13 protein-coding genes are annotated in these 14,118 nt (G+C 57.9%); 7 read left to right on the forward strand and 6 right to left on the reverse strand.

The features are described 5' to 3' along the window. Nucleotides 1-79: 79 nt before the first annotated feature. Complete coding sequence (locus ACVW0C_RS13620) at nucleotides 80-325, reverse strand: hypothetical protein (RefSeq protein WP_457385943.1); 246 nt, start codon at nucleotides 323-325, stop codon at nucleotides 80-82. 172 nt (nucleotides 326-497) lie between these two features. Here ACVW0C_RS13620 and minC point away from each other — a divergent pair, with 172 nt between their 5' ends. The 4 genes from minC (at nucleotide 498) to ACVW0C_RS13640 (ending at nucleotide 5,158) form a co-directional block, all read left to right on the forward strand. Then, nucleotides 498-1,232 (forward strand): septum site-determining protein MinC, encoded by a 735-nt coding sequence (gene minC, locus ACVW0C_RS13625; protein ID WP_414329647.1) that lies wholly within the window; start codon nucleotides 498-500, stop codon nucleotides 1,230-1,232. After that, nucleotides 1,229-2,035 carry a septum site-determining protein MinD gene (minD, locus tag ACVW0C_RS13630; RefSeq protein ID WP_457385944.1) on the forward strand — a complete coding sequence of 269 codons (807 nt, stop codon included), beginning with the start codon at nucleotides 1,229-1,231 and terminating at the stop codon, nucleotides 2,033-2,035. The genes minC and minD overlap by 4 nt, the downstream gene beginning before the upstream one ends. Before the next feature lie 82 nt (nucleotides 2,036-2,117). After that, entirely contained in the window at nucleotides 2,118-2,420 is a 303-nt protein-coding gene (minE, locus tag ACVW0C_RS13635; protein ID WP_011431985.1) for a cell division topological specificity factor MinE, read from the forward strand. Between the two features lie 383 nt (nucleotides 2,421-2,803). After that, on the forward strand, nucleotides 2,804-5,158 hold the full coding sequence (locus ACVW0C_RS13640) for a cation:proton antiporter domain-containing protein (RefSeq protein ID WP_457385946.1): 2,355 nt from the start codon (nucleotides 2,804-2,806) through the stop codon (nucleotides 5,156-5,158). Here the strand turns inward: ACVW0C_RS13640 and ACVW0C_RS13645 are convergent. The 5 genes from ACVW0C_RS13645 to ACVW0C_RS13665 form a co-directional block, all read right to left on the reverse strand. After that, a complete protein-coding gene (locus ACVW0C_RS13645; RefSeq protein ID WP_414329655.1) occupies nucleotides 5,136-5,504 on the reverse strand; it encodes a gamma-glutamylcyclotransferase family protein in 369 nt (122 codons plus the stop codon). The genes ACVW0C_RS13640 and ACVW0C_RS13645 overlap by 23 nt on opposite strands. Before the next feature lie 42 nt (nucleotides 5,505-5,546). Continuing rightward, nucleotides 5,547-6,158, reverse strand: coding sequence for a glycerol-3-phosphate 1-O-acyltransferase PlsY (plsY, locus tag ACVW0C_RS13650; RefSeq protein WP_414356184.1), 612 nt, complete (start codon nucleotides 6,156-6,158; stop codon nucleotides 5,547-5,549). Nucleotides 6,159-6,377: 219 nt separating this feature from the next. Then, nucleotides 6,378-8,306 (reverse strand): DNA topoisomerase (ATP-hydrolyzing) subunit B, encoded by a 1,929-nt coding sequence (gyrB, locus tag ACVW0C_RS13655; protein WP_457385948.1) that lies wholly within the window; start codon nucleotides 8,304-8,306, stop codon nucleotides 6,378-6,380. A gap of 201 nt (nucleotides 8,307-8,507) precedes the next feature. Then, nucleotides 8,508-9,047 carry a ribosome maturation factor RimM gene (gene rimM, locus ACVW0C_RS13660; RefSeq protein ID WP_457385950.1) on the reverse strand — a complete coding sequence of 180 codons (540 nt, stop codon included), beginning with the start codon at nucleotides 9,045-9,047 and terminating at the stop codon, nucleotides 8,508-8,510. A 12-nt stretch (nucleotides 9,048-9,059) separates the two neighbouring features. Further along, complete coding sequence (locus ACVW0C_RS13665; protein ID WP_457385951.1) at nucleotides 9,060-10,025, reverse strand: SPFH domain-containing protein; 966 nt, start codon at nucleotides 10,023-10,025, stop codon at nucleotides 9,060-9,062. A 206-nt stretch (nucleotides 10,026-10,231) separates the two neighbouring features. Between ACVW0C_RS13665 and ACVW0C_RS13670 the strand changes: the two genes are divergently transcribed. The 3 genes from ACVW0C_RS13670 to leuC all read left to right on the forward strand — a co-directional run bounded on the left by ACVW0C_RS13670 (nucleotide 10,232) and on the right by leuC (nucleotide 14,012). Then, the gene (locus ACVW0C_RS13670) at nucleotides 10,232-11,263 is read left to right on the forward strand and encodes an NAD(P)/FAD-dependent oxidoreductase (protein WP_457385953.1); all 1,032 of its coding nucleotides are present in this window, start codon (nucleotides 10,232-10,234) and stop codon (nucleotides 11,261-11,263) included. Nucleotides 11,264-11,327: 64 nt separating this feature from the next. Continuing rightward, a complete protein-coding gene (locus ACVW0C_RS13675; RefSeq protein WP_457385955.1) occupies nucleotides 11,328-12,419 on the forward strand; it encodes a polysaccharide deacetylase family protein in 1,092 nt (363 codons plus the stop codon). Between the two features lie 189 nt (nucleotides 12,420-12,608). Then, the gene (gene leuC / locus ACVW0C_RS13680) at nucleotides 12,609-14,012 is read left to right on the forward strand and encodes a 3-isopropylmalate dehydratase large subunit (protein WP_011431994.1); all 1,404 of its coding nucleotides are present in this window, start codon (nucleotides 12,609-12,611) and stop codon (nucleotides 14,010-14,012) included. The last annotated feature ends 106 nt before the right edge of the window (nucleotides 14,013-14,118 follow it).

Here is a 14,118-nt window from a genome sequence, read left to right on the forward strand (position 1 = left end):
TCTCGTTTTGACAAATTGGCCAGGAACTTCTTGAGTTTTCTCTATCTCGTCAGTGCTCTCTTTTGGCTCAAATGAAAGATCAACACAACCTAGAGTCATGCTCTTGGGCATCGTTCAACTGGCTCACCTGCAGCCACTGAAGGCCATGAATCAGCAAACGGCCCAGATCTTGGGCATGGGCAGGGGATCCCATCCCAGATGCCGCAAGAATGCTGAGTAGGGCAATGGCGACCGGTCTCACCGCGCGAGAACTCCACCCCTTGGAGAGGAGAGGATCCTGTCCTGCTGGCGCGAGCAGCCTGAGGGTGTGGCGAGGTTTCAACATCAGGAATTGGCTCCATCAAGTACCCTCAAGTTAGCGATCCCGAAGCCAGATTGTCCTGCCACCCAAGCGAAACCGCTTTGCTATCAAGGGCAACCGCCGAGAGAGTTTCCCCTGGCTTGGGGGAATGGAATAGGATAGGGCTCTATATTCAGGCAGACGTTTAAGGGCGGTCATGACGGGATCCCCTACATGGAACCCTGAAATCTCCCCATCTCCAGACTCCTGGGCCACGGGCAGCGTTTACTTTCGGTCGGATGCCCAGGGGATCCATCTGCACTTGCCCAGCACCTTACCTTGGGAAGAGCTTTGGGAAAACCTGGTTTGGCAGTTGCGCAGCCGCAAACCCTACTGGGCCGGGGTCGCTCCCCTCACCCTCTGGAGCCAGCAGCGAGAGCTGGACATGCCCACCCTACAACTTCTTGCTGCCCTATTGTCTCAGCATGGACTGCAACTGTGGCGCGTTCAAACTCGATCCCGCTCGACAGCGATTGCAGCAGCGACGTTGGGGTATTCTGTGGAGCAATCTTCCCTTTTGGAGGCAGTTCCCCCTGCTCCCCCAGACACCACACCTCTGTACCTACGTTCGACGGTGCGCTCTGGCATGTCCGTGCGTCACAGAGGATCCGTATTCCTGTTGGGGGATCTCAACCCCGGCGGCGAGATCATTGCTGGAGGAGATATTTGGGTTTGGGGACGCTTGCGGGGCCTGGTTCACGCGGGGGCCGACGGCGACAAGGGAGCTGTAATTTTGGCTTTGCAGTTGGAGCCCACTCAGTTGCGCATTGCCGATCAAGTGGCCCGTCCGCCAGAAGGTGGATCCCTGCCCAACACCCCTGAAGTGGTTTACCTGCAGGAGGATGTCATCTGCGTCGCCAGCCTTCAGGATTTTCTGCGGAGAGGAGTATGAGCCGAGTCATCGTCATGACCTCTGGTAAAGGTGGAGTCGGCAAAACCACCGTGACGGCCAACCTGGGCACTGCCTTGGCGCGCTTGGGTCGCTCGGTGGTGGTGGTGGATGCAGACTTTGGCCTGCGCAACCTGGATTTGCTGCTGGGGCTGGAGAATCGGGTGGTTTACACGGCCCTAGAGGTGATTGCCGGGGAGTGCCGCCTCGAGCAGGCTTTGGTGAAAGACAAGCGCACCCCCCATCTCTCGCTGTTGCCGGCAGCCCAAACCCGCAACAAAACGGCGGTGCATCCGGATCAGATGCGCCAGTTAATCGAGAAGCTGGCCAGCAGCCATGACTATGTGCTGATCGATTGTCCTGCTGGGATCGAACAAGGGTTTCGCAATGCCATTGCCGGGGCCAACGAGGCCATCATCATCACCACCCCAGAAGTGGCAGCGGTGCGGGATGCAGATCGCGTGGTGGGCTTGTTGGAAGCCGCCCAGATTTCATCGACTCAGCTGATTGTCAACCGCCTGCGCCCGGACATGGTGGCAGCCGGCCAGATGATGTCGGTGGAAGATGTGGTGGAGGTGCTGGCCATCCCGTTGGTGGGTATTATTCCAGAAGACCGCGAGGTGATCGTCTCCACCAACAAAGGGGAGCCCCTGGTTCTCTCCGCCAATCCAACTCTGGCTGCTCAGGCCATCCAGCGCATTGCCCGACGGCTGGAAGGGGAAACAGTGGACTTCCCCAAGATGGCCAGTTTGGGCGAGTCCTTTTGGGAGCGGGCCAAACGGTTTTTAAACCAAAAGGTGCTCTGACGACTGTTCCATCTCTAATTCATCCAGGTTGCAATGGCAATTTTGACCTGTTTACAACTGAGTAACAAAGCTAACAAAACCTATGCTCCTCGATTTTTTGGATCAGCTTTTTTCTCGGCACTCCGGCAACAGCCGCCAGCAAGCCAAGCAACGGTTGAAGCTGATCTTGGCCCATGACCGCGCTGATCTCACCCCAGCGGCACTGGAATCGATGCGCCTAGAGATTTTGGGGGTGGTGTCGCGCTATGTGGAGCTGGATTCAGAGGGGATGCAGTTTCATTTGGCTACGGAAGGGGGAACGACTGCTCTCATTGCCAATCTGCCCATCCGTCGCGTTAAGCCCTTAGAGACCGGTCTCAGCCGCTCAGAAGGCGAGAAAGCCTAGAAGGGGAGATTTCTGGCAGCATGTTAATTGGCCTTCATTCCAACAGAGCTCCCAATGCCAGAGTGGTCGTCAAGCTCGCTCTGTGATAGGTTGAGGTAAGTCGTGTGTACTGTAGAAAGAGTGGAGCTGGGTGTAGCTTTTGCAACTTTATGGAGCCAGCACACAGAGGTTAACTAAATGTTAACTCTGCATGTTCGAGCTCATGAACTGCTGACGTGATGGGCAGAGCCACCTTGACGATTGGAGACTTTCCAGCAGTCTGTATTGGCGTTAGCGTTGCGGAGTAATAACGACGTTAACGATGGAAACAATGAGAGGGTTGGCGTTCAGTAGCTGGAAAGGTAAGGGCTCCGTCCCGCTATTGCGTTCGGTTAAGCCTCAATATGCAAGATTCATTTGAGCTGACGATCCTGTTTACGCTAGCCCTGGTGGCTGGGATCGCTGCTCAGGTGCTGGCCAATTTTGTCAAAGTGCCCAGCATTGTATTCCTGCTGCTGTTTGGCCTGCTGCTGGGGCCAGATGGTTTGGGCTGGGTTCATCCCCAAGTCATGGGATCCGGGCTGGAAGCGCTGGTGTCGTTGGCGGTGGCTCTGATCTTGTTTGAGGGGGGACTGAACCTGCGGCTGCAACGTCTCAATCAGGTATCCGATAGCCTGCGCAATTTGGTTTTGTTGGGATCCCTGCTGACCTTGGTGGGGGGAGCGGCAGCAGCTCACTATCTGGGGGAGTTTCCCTGGCGGCTGGCTTTTTTGTTTGGATCCCTGGTGGTGGTGACGGGGCCGACGGTGATCAACCCCATCTTGAAGCGGGTACGAGTCGATTCGGCAGTCAGCACCCTCCTGGAGGGAGAAGGGGTGCTCATCGATCCCATCGGGGCCATTTTGGCGGTGGTGGTGCTGCAGGTGGTGCTCTCTGGCCATCCCAGTTTTCTCATGGCCCTGGAACAGTTGTCCAGCCGTCTGGCCATCGGGTCGGCGGTGGGAGCGCTGGGGGGCTGGCTGATGGGATCCTTCCTGCTTTGGTCGCGGCAGTTTTTAACCGAGGAGTTGCGCAACTCGGTGGTGCTGGCAGGGGCGCTGGGGGTGTTTGCCTTGGCCCAGTCGCTGCGATCGGAGGCGGGGCTGATGGCAGTGGTGATGGCGGGCCTGGTGGTGCGGCAGAAGGCGGCCATTGCCGAGCGGGGTGTGCGGCAGTTTCACGGCCAGTTGGTGGTGTTGGCCATCTCGGTGATCTTTATTTTGCTTACCGCCACGCTCTCCCTCAAGGCGGTGTTTGCCCTGGGCTGGGGATCCCTGGCCACAGTGCTGTGCTTGATGCTGGTCATCCGCCCCTTGAGCGTGTGGCTGTGTACCTGGCGCAGCGACCTGAATTGGCGGCAGAAGCTGTTTGTGGCTTGGCTGGCTCCTCGGGGCATTGTGGCGGCTTCGGTGGCCTCCTTGTTTGCCATTTTGCTGACAGAACGCGGCATTACCGGGGGAGATGCCCTCAAGGCGCTGGTGTTTTTGACGATCTCGGTGACGGTGACGGTACAGGGGTTGACGGCAGCCTGGGTGGCCCGTTGGCTGGGTCTGGATCAGGGCAGTTCCACCGTAATCATCGGCGATCATCCCCTCACCAACCAATTGGCCCAGTTGATGCGCTCGCTCAACCAGACGGTCGAGGTGATCCCGTTGGTTTCTGGGTCTTCCAAAAATGGGCACGGCAGCTACAAAGCTCCCCACCCAACAGACGGTAAGGACTCCATCCCGCCATCCCGTAAGTCCTCCACATCCCTGTCAGGAACGCCGAAGCGTCGTCCAGCAGATGGCTTGCCCCCACAACTTCATTCCTCTGACGGCAACGGCACCCACAAGTCTGCCCCAAGCCAGGAAGTCGGCAAGCCAGAAGCCATCCCCGGATCCCTGCAGGAAGCTGTACTGAACGAGTCTGCTTTGTTGAAGGCCGATATCGACCATGCGGAAACTCTGTTGATCCTGACTCTGGATCCGCAGGTGAACTGGGCCATTGCCGAGTTGATGGTGAAACTCTCGGTTTCGGCCACCATCTGGACGGTGTTGCTGCCGGATATGCCCATCTCAGAAGGGATCCGCACCTTGCAGCCTTCCTTCCCCCAACTGCAGCGCTGGGCCGGCTATCTGGAGGCCAACCGGGCTGAGCTGCGCTCGATCACCCTACCCACGTTGGCAGACCTGGGCCTGCCTCTCCCTTTATCGCTACGTGACGCTTCTGCGAATGCGGCCTCAACCCTGCCGGAGGCAGTGCGGAGCAATAGAGCTGATGTCTTGACGGCTCAAGAGTCGTTCCCGACAGCGGTGCGGAGCGCTTTTTCAGCACCAGCGCTGCCCAATCCCTTCCTGGCCCAGATGGGACTGGAGGATCCCACCCTTGAACGGCTGCGGGATCAGTTTGCCTATCGAATCAAAGCCGATCTATGCCTGCCCTTGTTGTTGGTGCGCCCGCAGCGGCTGAGGAGCGGCTCATCTCGACCGGGTCGGCTTTTCTACCTACCTGAGCCGGACATTTGGCGACGCGGGGATCGCATCTACTACCTGGAGCGCGTTTCCAGCCCTGTGGATGCCGGTGCTCTCTCCGCCAAAGAGTCTGATTCCCAAGAATGGGATCCGTCCGCAGCCGTTCACACTCGCGTTCGCGACAGCGGTGCGGAGCACAACAGTGGGATAGAGTCTTTGGTGCTGCCCCAGTATGTTGAGGGCGTCAAGCTCCACTTTGATCTCTAGCCAGCCAGCGGCCACTGGGGATGAGGGAACACCCCTGCACCTGCTCAGGCCGACCCAGATAAACCCAAGCAAAGGTGCCGCTATCCAGTTGCACCCACTGCCGTTCGTACACCCGCGGGTGGTCTTCCAGCTCGTCCAATCGGGGCAATAGACTCAAGGGGATGCGGTAGCACTCGCCGTAGAGCCGGTTTCGGCCACGAACTGCCATCGGGTAGGGGCCGAGACTGTAAAGATCAATGTGGTTGAGGCTGTCTGTCCCCAAAAATTCTGCCCCCTGCAGCAAGCTGTGGTATTGGCCGCCCCGCAGCAGGGATCCGTAGACAAAAACCACTGTGGTCGGTTGCATAGCGTTGCGGAGTAATACAGCTGCTTCACAGTGCCTTGAAAATTAGGGAGATTGCGTCCATTTTTGGCCAATGCGCGGCTCCGACCCGGCCAGTAGGCGCTCGATGTTGCGCCGATGAGCACCGATCACATACACCCCGCCCGCCAACGCAAACAACAAATAGGGCAAAGGTTGAGCTGTTGCCCACATCACCACCGGAGCCGCCACTGCCGCCAGCAGGGAGCTGAAGGAAACGATGCGGGTGAGGGCGAGCCCCAGCAGCCAGACGCCGAAAGTTGTCAGGGCTACTGGCCAAGCCATAGCCAACAAGATCCCCAGGCTGGTGGCCACCGATTTGCCCCCCCTGAAGCCCAGCCAGCAGGAACGGCTATGGCCGATCACCGCGAACAATGCCGCCAAAACCACCCACCACGCGGATCCCAAGGCCGATCCCAGAGCCACTGCTGCTGCCCCCTTGGCAGCATCCACCAGCAACACCAGCAGGGCGGGCCCCTTGCCCAACGTCCGCAACACATTGGTCGCTCCGGTAGAGCCGGATCCCTGTTGGCGAATATCGATGCCTCCCCACCAACGGCCTACCCAGTAGCCGGTTGGAATGGATCCCAGGAGATAGCCCCCCAGCGCAGCGAGAAGAGCGGTAAGGAATGCAGGCATGGCAGGATCTGGAACGCTCTTCCCTCACTTTGCCACAGGGTCTGAGCTGCAGCCGGGATCTTGCCCCGTCCAGGAGCTTTTGGCTGCTCGCGGCCTCGTCTGCAACACCGTTACGTTCGCGCCAGCGGTGCGGAGCACTTTCCCCCTGCCGTGGGCCCCGAAGAGGCGGGACAGAGTTCTCTCCACCCAATATCGAGAGTCGCTAAATATCGAGAGTCGCTAAATATCGAGAGCCGCCAGATCCAAATGGGCACTGTGGGCCTCAATAAACTCCCGTCGGGGACCAACAGCATCTCCCATCAAGATGGTGAAAATGCGATCCGCCTCCACCGCATCTTCGATGGTGATTTGTTTGAGGGTGCGCGTTGCCGGGTTCATGGTGGTCTCCCAAAGTTGTTCAGGCATCATTTCCCCCAGACCCTTGAACCGTTGGATGGTGTACTTGGCGTTGGCAGGCAGCCCCCGCAGGATCTGGTCTTTCTCGGCGTCGCTGTAGCAGTAGCGAACATTGTTGCGGCCCCACTCGATTTTGTAGAGCGGCGGACAGGCGATATAGACATAGCCCTGTTCCAGAAGCGCCTTTTGATAGCGGTAGAAAAAGGTCAGCAACAGGGTGCGAATGTGGCTACCGTCCACGTCAGCATCGGTCATGAGGATGATGCGGTGGTAGCGCAGTTGGCTGGGATCAAATTCATCCCCTTTCACCCCCAAACCCAGCGCTGTGATCATCGCCTGAATTTCGGCGTTTTTGTAGATCTTGGCGGGATCCGCCTTTTCAATGTTGAGAATCTTGCCGCGCAGGGGCAACACCGCCTGAAACTGCCGATCCCGACCCTGTTTGGCGCTGCCGCCTGCAGAGTCGCCCTCCACCAAATACACCTCAGATTCCGCCGGGTCGCGGCAACTGCAATCGGCCAACTTCCCCGGCAGCGTGGAAGATTCCAGGGCAGATTTGCGCCGCACCAATTCCCTGGCCCGCCGGGCTGCCTCGGCAGCATTGAAGGACTGGATGGCCTTATCGACGATCCCCCTGGCCACGTTGGGGTTGAACTCCAAGTACTCCGTGAGCGCTTCGGAGACGAGGGTTTGCACAATGCCCCGCACCTCGGTGTTGCCCAACTTGGTTTTGGTTTGCCCCTCAAACTCGGGGTTAGGCACCTTGACCGAGACGATGGCCGTCAACCCCTCGCGCACATTTTCTCCAGCCAGGTTGCTGTCGGAATCCTTCAGCTTGTTGAGTTTGCGGGCTTGGTTGTTGATGGTGAGGGTGAGAGAGGTTTTCAGGCCCTCTAGGTGGGTGCCTCCTTCGTTGGTGCGGATGTTGTTGGCAAAGCCAATCAAAGTGTCGGTGTACACATCCGAGCACCACTGCAGGGCCACTTCCACCTCCACCCCATCCCGCTCCCCTTGGATGTGGATGATGTCAGAGTGGATGGGCGTTTTTTCGTGGTTGATGAAGGCCACATATTCCTTGATGCCGCCTGCATATTGATAGGTTTCGCAGTGAGGCGGATCCCGCCGCAGATCGCTAAAGGTAATTTTCAAGCCGGCATTGAGGTAGGCCAATTCGCGAAAGCGGGCCGCCAGCAGGGCATAGTCGAACTCTCGCTCGGGAAAGATCAGCCCATCCGGCTTGAAGCGCACCTCTGTACCCCGCCGGTTGGATCCCTTGGGTTGGGGTTCAGATTTCAGGGATCCCACCACCGCCCCGCGCTCGAAACGTTGAAAGTAAACCTTGCCCTCTCGCCAAACCGTCACCTCCACCCATTCGGAGAGGGCATTCACCACCGACACGCCCACCCCGTGCAGCCCACCGGAGACCTTGTAGCCGCCACCGCCAAACTTGCCCCCCGCATGCAACACCGTCAGCACCGTAACCAGGGCCGACTGACCGGTTTTGGGGTGGATGTCCACCGGAATGCCGCGGCCATTGTCCAAGACGGCTACCGAGCCGTCGGGATGCAGGCTGATCTGAATATCATTGCAATAGCCGGCCAGGGCCTCATCCACAGAGTTGTCCACCACCTCGTACACCAAATGGTGCAACCCCTTCGGCCCGGTGGAGCCAATGTACATGCCAGGGCGTTTGCGCACAGCCTCCAAGCCTTCCAAAACTTGGATCTGCTCTGCACCGTAGTTTTCCGTCATTCCCAACTCCAATCCCGAGGAAGGCTCCCGGCCAAGATCAACAGAAACCCAGAAAAATTGACCTTAAAGGCCAGGAATCAGCTTATCATCAAAAAACTGTCCCCATGATAGCACAAAAGGCTAGAACGGCCACACAGACGCTTCTGAGGGCCAAGTTCAGGATGGGATGCAGGTACGGAAGTCAGGCCGTCTTGCCGAACTCTAACCCAGAAAGCTCTCCACCAGCCCCGGCGGCGGCTGCACGTGAAGCGCGCCTTTTTCCAAGTCCACGACAGGCACCAGGGCTTTCACAAAGGGGATCAACACCTGCCGGTGATCAGGGGTTGTTATCTCCAGCACATCCTGGCCGGCTGCCAAAATCCCCGAAACATGTCCCAGCAGCTCCCCCTGGCGATAGACGGTCAAGCCGATGAGATCGCGGTAGTGGTACTCTTCCGGCTGCAAGGGCAAGCGGTGGGAAGCCGGTACCAGCAGCCTAGCCCCCACCCAGGTCTCAGCCACCGTTCGATTGGGGATCCCTTCCAGTCGCACCAAATAAAGACCCTTAGCCGGGAAAAACTGCCCCTCGATCAAGGGGTGCAGCAGGGGCTCGGGATCCGTATCCCGCTGCAACCAGCGTGGTCCAGGCTCTGTGAAGCGCTCTGGAAAATCCGACCAGCACCTAACCCGCAGCCAGCCCCGCAAGCCGTGGGCCGCCACCACCTGTCCCACCAGCAGCCAATCGGGATCCCGGGCCATCATGGTCGGTCAAACTCAGTCGAGCCGCGGAAAGTCCACTTCGGTTGGGAAAGAAGCCGGGGTACACAGCTTCTGAGAGGCCGCCGCGCGAGATCCTTCCCCACCCTTGGCCACGTCCACCATGGAGAGCAGCCCTTGCAGGGTGCCAGGGATCGAATTGGGATCCATGAAGATTACCTTGGCGCTGGGACTGCTGCCTACCTTGAAGCCCATGTCGATATAGTTTTGCGCCATCAGGTATTGCAACGCATTGGCTGCCTCTGGATTCTCTTGCAAAGTGGCGGCGATGGTCTTGATGGCTTCAGCCGTGCCCTCAGCCAACAGCAGCCGCTCCCGTTTCTCCGCTTCTGCCCGCAATAGCTGCGCCTTGGCGGCCCCAGCCGCTTGGTTGATGCTGGCCTGCTGCTCCCCTTCTGATTTCAGAATGGCGGCCCGCTTCTCCCGCTCGGCAGCCATCTGCTTTTCCATCGAGTCTTGCACAGTCTTAGAGGGTTGAATGTCCCTGACTTCCACGCGGGTGATCTTGATCCCCCAGGGATCTGTGGCCTCGTCCAGCTCTGTCAAAAGGCGGGCGTTGATCTCGGCGCGGGAGGAAAAGGTTTGATCCAAATCCATGCGGCCAATTTCTGCCCGCAGAGCCGTCAGCACCAGGTTAACCAAAGCCCGCTGCACGTCCTCCACCGCATAGCGGGCCTTGATCATGTCGGTGATGCGCCAATAGACCACCGCATCGGCCATCAAAGAGACGTTGTCGCTGGTGATGCACTGCTGAGGAGGTACGTCCAACACCTTCTCGCGGATGGTTTCCTGGAACACAATCCTATCGATAGGGGGAAGAATAAAGTGCAATCCTGGGGTCAGCTTGCGATGAAACCTGCCCAAACGCTCCACCAATGCCTCATACCCCTGGCTGATGATTTTGACCGAGTTGAACAGGTAGCCGACAAAGATCAGGGCAATGGCCGCTAAGATACCTGGCATAGGGCTTTTCTCCTAAGGGGGAGTTCAGTCCCCATTCTAGACGGTTGCTGGGACTGCTCCCTTAGCTCGATCACATCTCAACAGAAACGCGATGGACCAAGTATGATCTGCAGCTCTGCGGAACGTCTGGAGCTTCTTAAGATTTTTCGGGCCGCAACCGACAACTTGAGGCCACCCAGCAGAAGTCTGGTGAGGGGATCCCGTCTATGAAACTGAGCAGCAGGAATCTAGAGGTTGGTTTGGGCAAAATCTATGACGTGATTGTGGCCGGAGGGGGAGCAGGGGGGTTGTCGGCGGCAATCTATCTGGCTCGTTATGGATTGAGTTGCCTGGTGGTGGAGAAGGGCAGAGGCCGCTCTTTTTGGATGCAGGATTTGCGCAATTATCTGGGATTGCCTCCGACCACTCCCGGACGAGAGCTGTTGCGACAGGGAACAGAGCATGCCCTCAGCTTGGGGGTAGATTACCTGCGCGGTTTTGTGGAAGATGCCACCGATGAGGGAGACCTTTTTGCAGTCAAGGTCAAGGTGGGAAAAATGAACAGCCTCTACCCCGTTTTTCGGAGCAAATATCTGATTGCAGCAACCGGCATTATGGACGAGCTGCCTCAGTTGTCGGATATGCAGAATGTTTACGACTACGCCGGCTATTCACTGCATGTCTGTATGATCTGCGATGGCTATGAAATGCGGGATCAAAAGTCAGTGTTGATCGTCAATTCGGAAGATCGGATCAATACAGCTTTTGTCCTCAACTGGTTTACACCCTATATCTCGGTGTTGACCCACGGCCTCTGCTCGGTCGGCCCCGACATGCGCAAAAAACTGGCGGATCATGGCTACCCCCTCTACGAATCTCCTATTCGCCGCTTTCTTGGAGAAAACCATCAATTGCAGGGTGTGGAGTTGGAAGATGGCACTTACATCGAAGCAACTACCGGCTTGGTGGCGATGGGCGCCAGATACCACAATGCCTATTTGAAAGGGATCCCCGGCTTGAAATGGCAAGGGGAAAACCTGTTGACCGACGAGTGGTGTCGCACTGCTCATCCGCGGCTGTTTGCGCTGGGCGATTTGAAGCAGGGCCTGAACCAAGTGTCGATTGCGGTTGCCGATGGTACCTTAGCTGCCACAGCCATTTGGCGGGACATCCGACGGGCCTCGCCTGCACGTAAATGGGAAGAGCGGCTGCTCTCGCCACCTGGGATCCCAGGGCCTTCCGGATCCTCACTAAATTGATGGGCTCTATCGAGCTTGGGTGGCTTCTGTCCTATGATTGGTTGCGAAGGCTTAAGCCATTCCTATGCACTCTCTGAAAGCGTTGATATGTTGCCTGGTTTTCCTACTGGTTGGACTGATCTACTACTGCACGGTAGAGGCCCAGCCTCTTTTTGAGCTGAACCTGACGGCCACCTCGGAATACAACCTCATTCTCCCCATTGAAAGCATTCGGGTGGTGCGCGGCGCCAATCCCCAAGATTTGCTCATTTATTTATCAGCTCCTTCTACAGCCTGGATCCATCAAGAAGAGGTGAACGGGCATTATGTGATCGACATCCCCTACGGAGTCATTACCCATACAACAACCGTCGAGGTCGCTTCGGATCTGCCCTATCGGCTGAGCTGGGGCAACCAAAATGAGCAGACGGGGCGTTTACTGATTACCCCTGCTCCCGCTCATGTGCAGGTGTTTCTGCAGCATAGCTGGATCCCGGATCCCGACTTTCTCGATCCGGCGGAAAACAGCCAACCTTTGCAACTGCCCTTGGAAGAAATGCTGGGGCCTTTACTGGAGGTGCCGCCTCGTTCTGCCTTTCTGACCATTGACGATGGCCCCTGGCCTCAGTCTACCCCCCGACTTTTACAGGTTTTGGATGATCTTCAAATCCCGGCCACTTTCTTTGTTATTGGCACCCACGTTTCCCGATTTCCTGAATTGGCTCAATCGATTCAGGCCCATCACCACACCCTAGCCAATCATACTTTTACCCACGATTATCAACGTCTCTACGGAAGCAACGAGCTGTTTTATGCTGAGGTGGATCAGACAACCCAACTGCTCAAAGCGTTGAACTTGGATCCCCAACTGGTTGTTCGCCCACCGGGAGGTTTTCGCCTAGATTCTGCTTTGCGTCGCTCTCTGGAGCAGGCAGGATATCGAGTTCTTTACTGGAACATGAGCCCGGAAGATGCTTACGCGGGCCAAAGCGCAGCCCAACTTTTGGAGCGTGTTCGAGCTCAGTTGCCGGTGATCCAGGCTTCCGATCAGCCCCTGGTTTTGCTGCTCCACGATCGCTGGCCCCACACTGCAGAGGCCCTGCCGGATATCGTCGCCGCCATTGAAGGGGCGGGCTATCGCTTTTTGCCCTGGCCAGCCTTCAGGGATCCCGTTTGAAGGGCTGGCAACAGGTTTTCTGGCTTGAGGACTCCGACCCGCCTTTGCCGGCTGGGGATGTTCAAAGAAGAGCTGCATCTCGCTCAGCTCAGCAGCGTTGCCCAGAGATAACGGAGGCCTGTGCCTTGACAAGCTTTTCCCCAAGTAGCACATTGAAAGTTTACAGGACTTGGCTGCGGGCCGAGGAAGATGAGCGAGAGGACATTATTCGATAAGGTGTGGGATGCCCATACGGTGCGGATTTTGCCCTCTGGGCAGACGCAGTTGTTCATCGGCCTGCACCTAATTCACGAGGTGACCAGTCCGCAGGCTTTTGCCATGCTGCGGGAGCGTCATCTGCCGGTTCTGTTTCCCGAGCGGACGGTGGCCACCGTGGATCACATCATTCCCACCGACAACCGGGCACGGCCTTTTGCGGATCCCTTGGCAGAGGAGATGATCCAGGAATTGGAGCGCAATTGCCGGCAATACGGCATCCGCTTCTACAACAGCGGCTCCGGTCGGCAGGGGATCGTGCATGTGATTGCCCCGGAGCAGGGGTTAACTCTGCCGGGGATGACCATTGCCTGTGGGGACAGCCACACCTCTACCCACGGGGCCTTTGGGGCCATTGCCTTTGGGATCGGCACCAGCCAGGTGCGAGACGTATTGGCCACCCAAACTTTGGCTTTGTCCAAGCTCAAGGTGCGCCGCATTGAGATCCACGGCAAGTTGGGGCCGGGAGTTTACGCTAAGGATGTAATTCTGCACATCATCCGCAAGCTGGGGGTCAAAGGCGGGGTGGGCTACGCCTACGAGTATGGGGGCAGCGCCATTGAAGCCATGAGCATGGAAGAGCGCATGACCCTCTGCAACATGTCCATCGAGGGAGGGGCCCGCTGCGGCTACGTCAACCCCGATGCGGTGACCTTTGAGTATTTGCGGGGGCGAGAGTTTGCCCCCCAGGGATCCGATTGGGAAGAGGCGGTAGCCTGGTGGAAAAGTCTGGCCAGCGACGGCAATGCCCGCTACGACGACGTGGTGGTATTCCAAGCCGCAGACATTGCGCCGACGGTTACTTGGGGGATCACCCCCGGCCAAGGGATTGGGGTGGATGAGCGGATCCCTGCCCCAGAAGATCTGCCGGAAAGCGAGCGGGAACTGGCCAAAGAGGCCTACGCCTACATGGACTTGCAGCCAGGGGATCCCATTGTAGGGACACCGGTGGATGTCTGCTTCATCGGCAGTTGCACCAATGGCCGCTTGAGCGACCTGCGGGAGGCAGCCAAGATTGCCAAGGGGCGGCGGGTGGCCCCAGGGGTGAAGGCGTTTGTGGTGCCCGGCTCAGAACGGGTAAAGCAGGAGGCAGAACAGGAGGGCTTGCGGGAGATCTTCGAGGCGGCAGGGTTTGAGTGGCGGGATCCCGGTTGCTCCATGTGTTTGGCGATGAACCCGGATCGGCTGGTGGGGCGCCAGATCAGCGCCTCTTCTTCCAACCGCAACTTCAAGGGCCGCCAGGGATCCCCCAGCGGGCGCACCCTGCTCATGAGCCCGGCTATGGTGGCCGCAGCGGCAGTCAGCGGCAAGGTGGTGGATGTGCGGACACTGCTCTAAGCAACCGTCTCCTAGGTCGTGTTGATCTTATGTTAGGATAGAGAGAATAATTTATAGAGGAAAGAGGATGAAGTTGGTTTTTTTAGATGAAAACAAATGGCAGAAG

The sequence above is a fragment of the Thermostichus sp. OS-CIW-26 genome (assembly GCF_054058395.1).

Bases quoted from the DNA above. Each gene is read 5' to 3' on its own strand.
- ACVW0C_RS13620 (WP_457385943.1), bottom strand. From the start codon at position 325: ATGTTGAAACCTCGCCACACCCTCAGGCTGCTCGCGCCAGCAGGACAG.
- minC (WP_414329647.1), top strand. From the start codon at position 498: ATGACGGGATCCCCTACATGGAACCCTGAAATCTCCCCATCTCCAGAC.
- minD (WP_457385944.1), top strand. From the start codon at position 1,229: ATGAGCCGAGTCATCGTCATGACCTCTGGTAAAGGTGGAGTCGGCAAA.
- minE (WP_011431985.1), top strand. From the start codon at position 2,118: ATGCTCCTCGATTTTTTGGATCAGCTTTTTTCTCGGCACTCCGGCAAC.
- ACVW0C_RS13640 (WP_457385946.1), top strand. From the start codon at position 2,804: ATGCAAGATTCATTTGAGCTGACGATCCTGTTTACGCTAGCCCTGGTG.
- ACVW0C_RS13645 (WP_414329655.1), bottom strand. From the start codon at position 5,504: ATGCAACCGACCACAGTGGTTTTTGTCTACGGATCCCTGCTGCGGGGC.
- plsY (WP_414356184.1), bottom strand. From the start codon at position 6,158: ATGCCTGCATTCCTTACCGCTCTTCTCGCTGCGCTGGGGGGCTATCTC.
- gyrB (WP_457385948.1), bottom strand. From the start codon at position 8,306: ATGACGGAAAACTACGGTGCAGAGCAGATCCAAGTTTTGGAAGGCTTG.
- rimM (WP_457385950.1), bottom strand. From the start codon at position 9,047: ATGATGGCCCGGGATCCCGATTGGCTGCTGGTGGGACAGGTGGTGGCG.
- ACVW0C_RS13665 (WP_457385951.1), bottom strand. From the start codon at position 10,025: ATGCCAGGTATCTTAGCGGCCATTGCCCTGATCTTTGTCGGCTACCTG.
- ACVW0C_RS13670 (WP_457385953.1), top strand. From the start codon at position 10,232: ATGAAACTGAGCAGCAGGAATCTAGAGGTTGGTTTGGGCAAAATCTAT.
- ACVW0C_RS13675 (WP_457385955.1), top strand. From the start codon at position 11,328: ATGCACTCTCTGAAAGCGTTGATATGTTGCCTGGTTTTCCTACTGGTT.
- leuC (WP_011431994.1), top strand. From the start codon at position 12,609: ATGAGCGAGAGGACATTATTCGATAAGGTGTGGGATGCCCATACGGTG.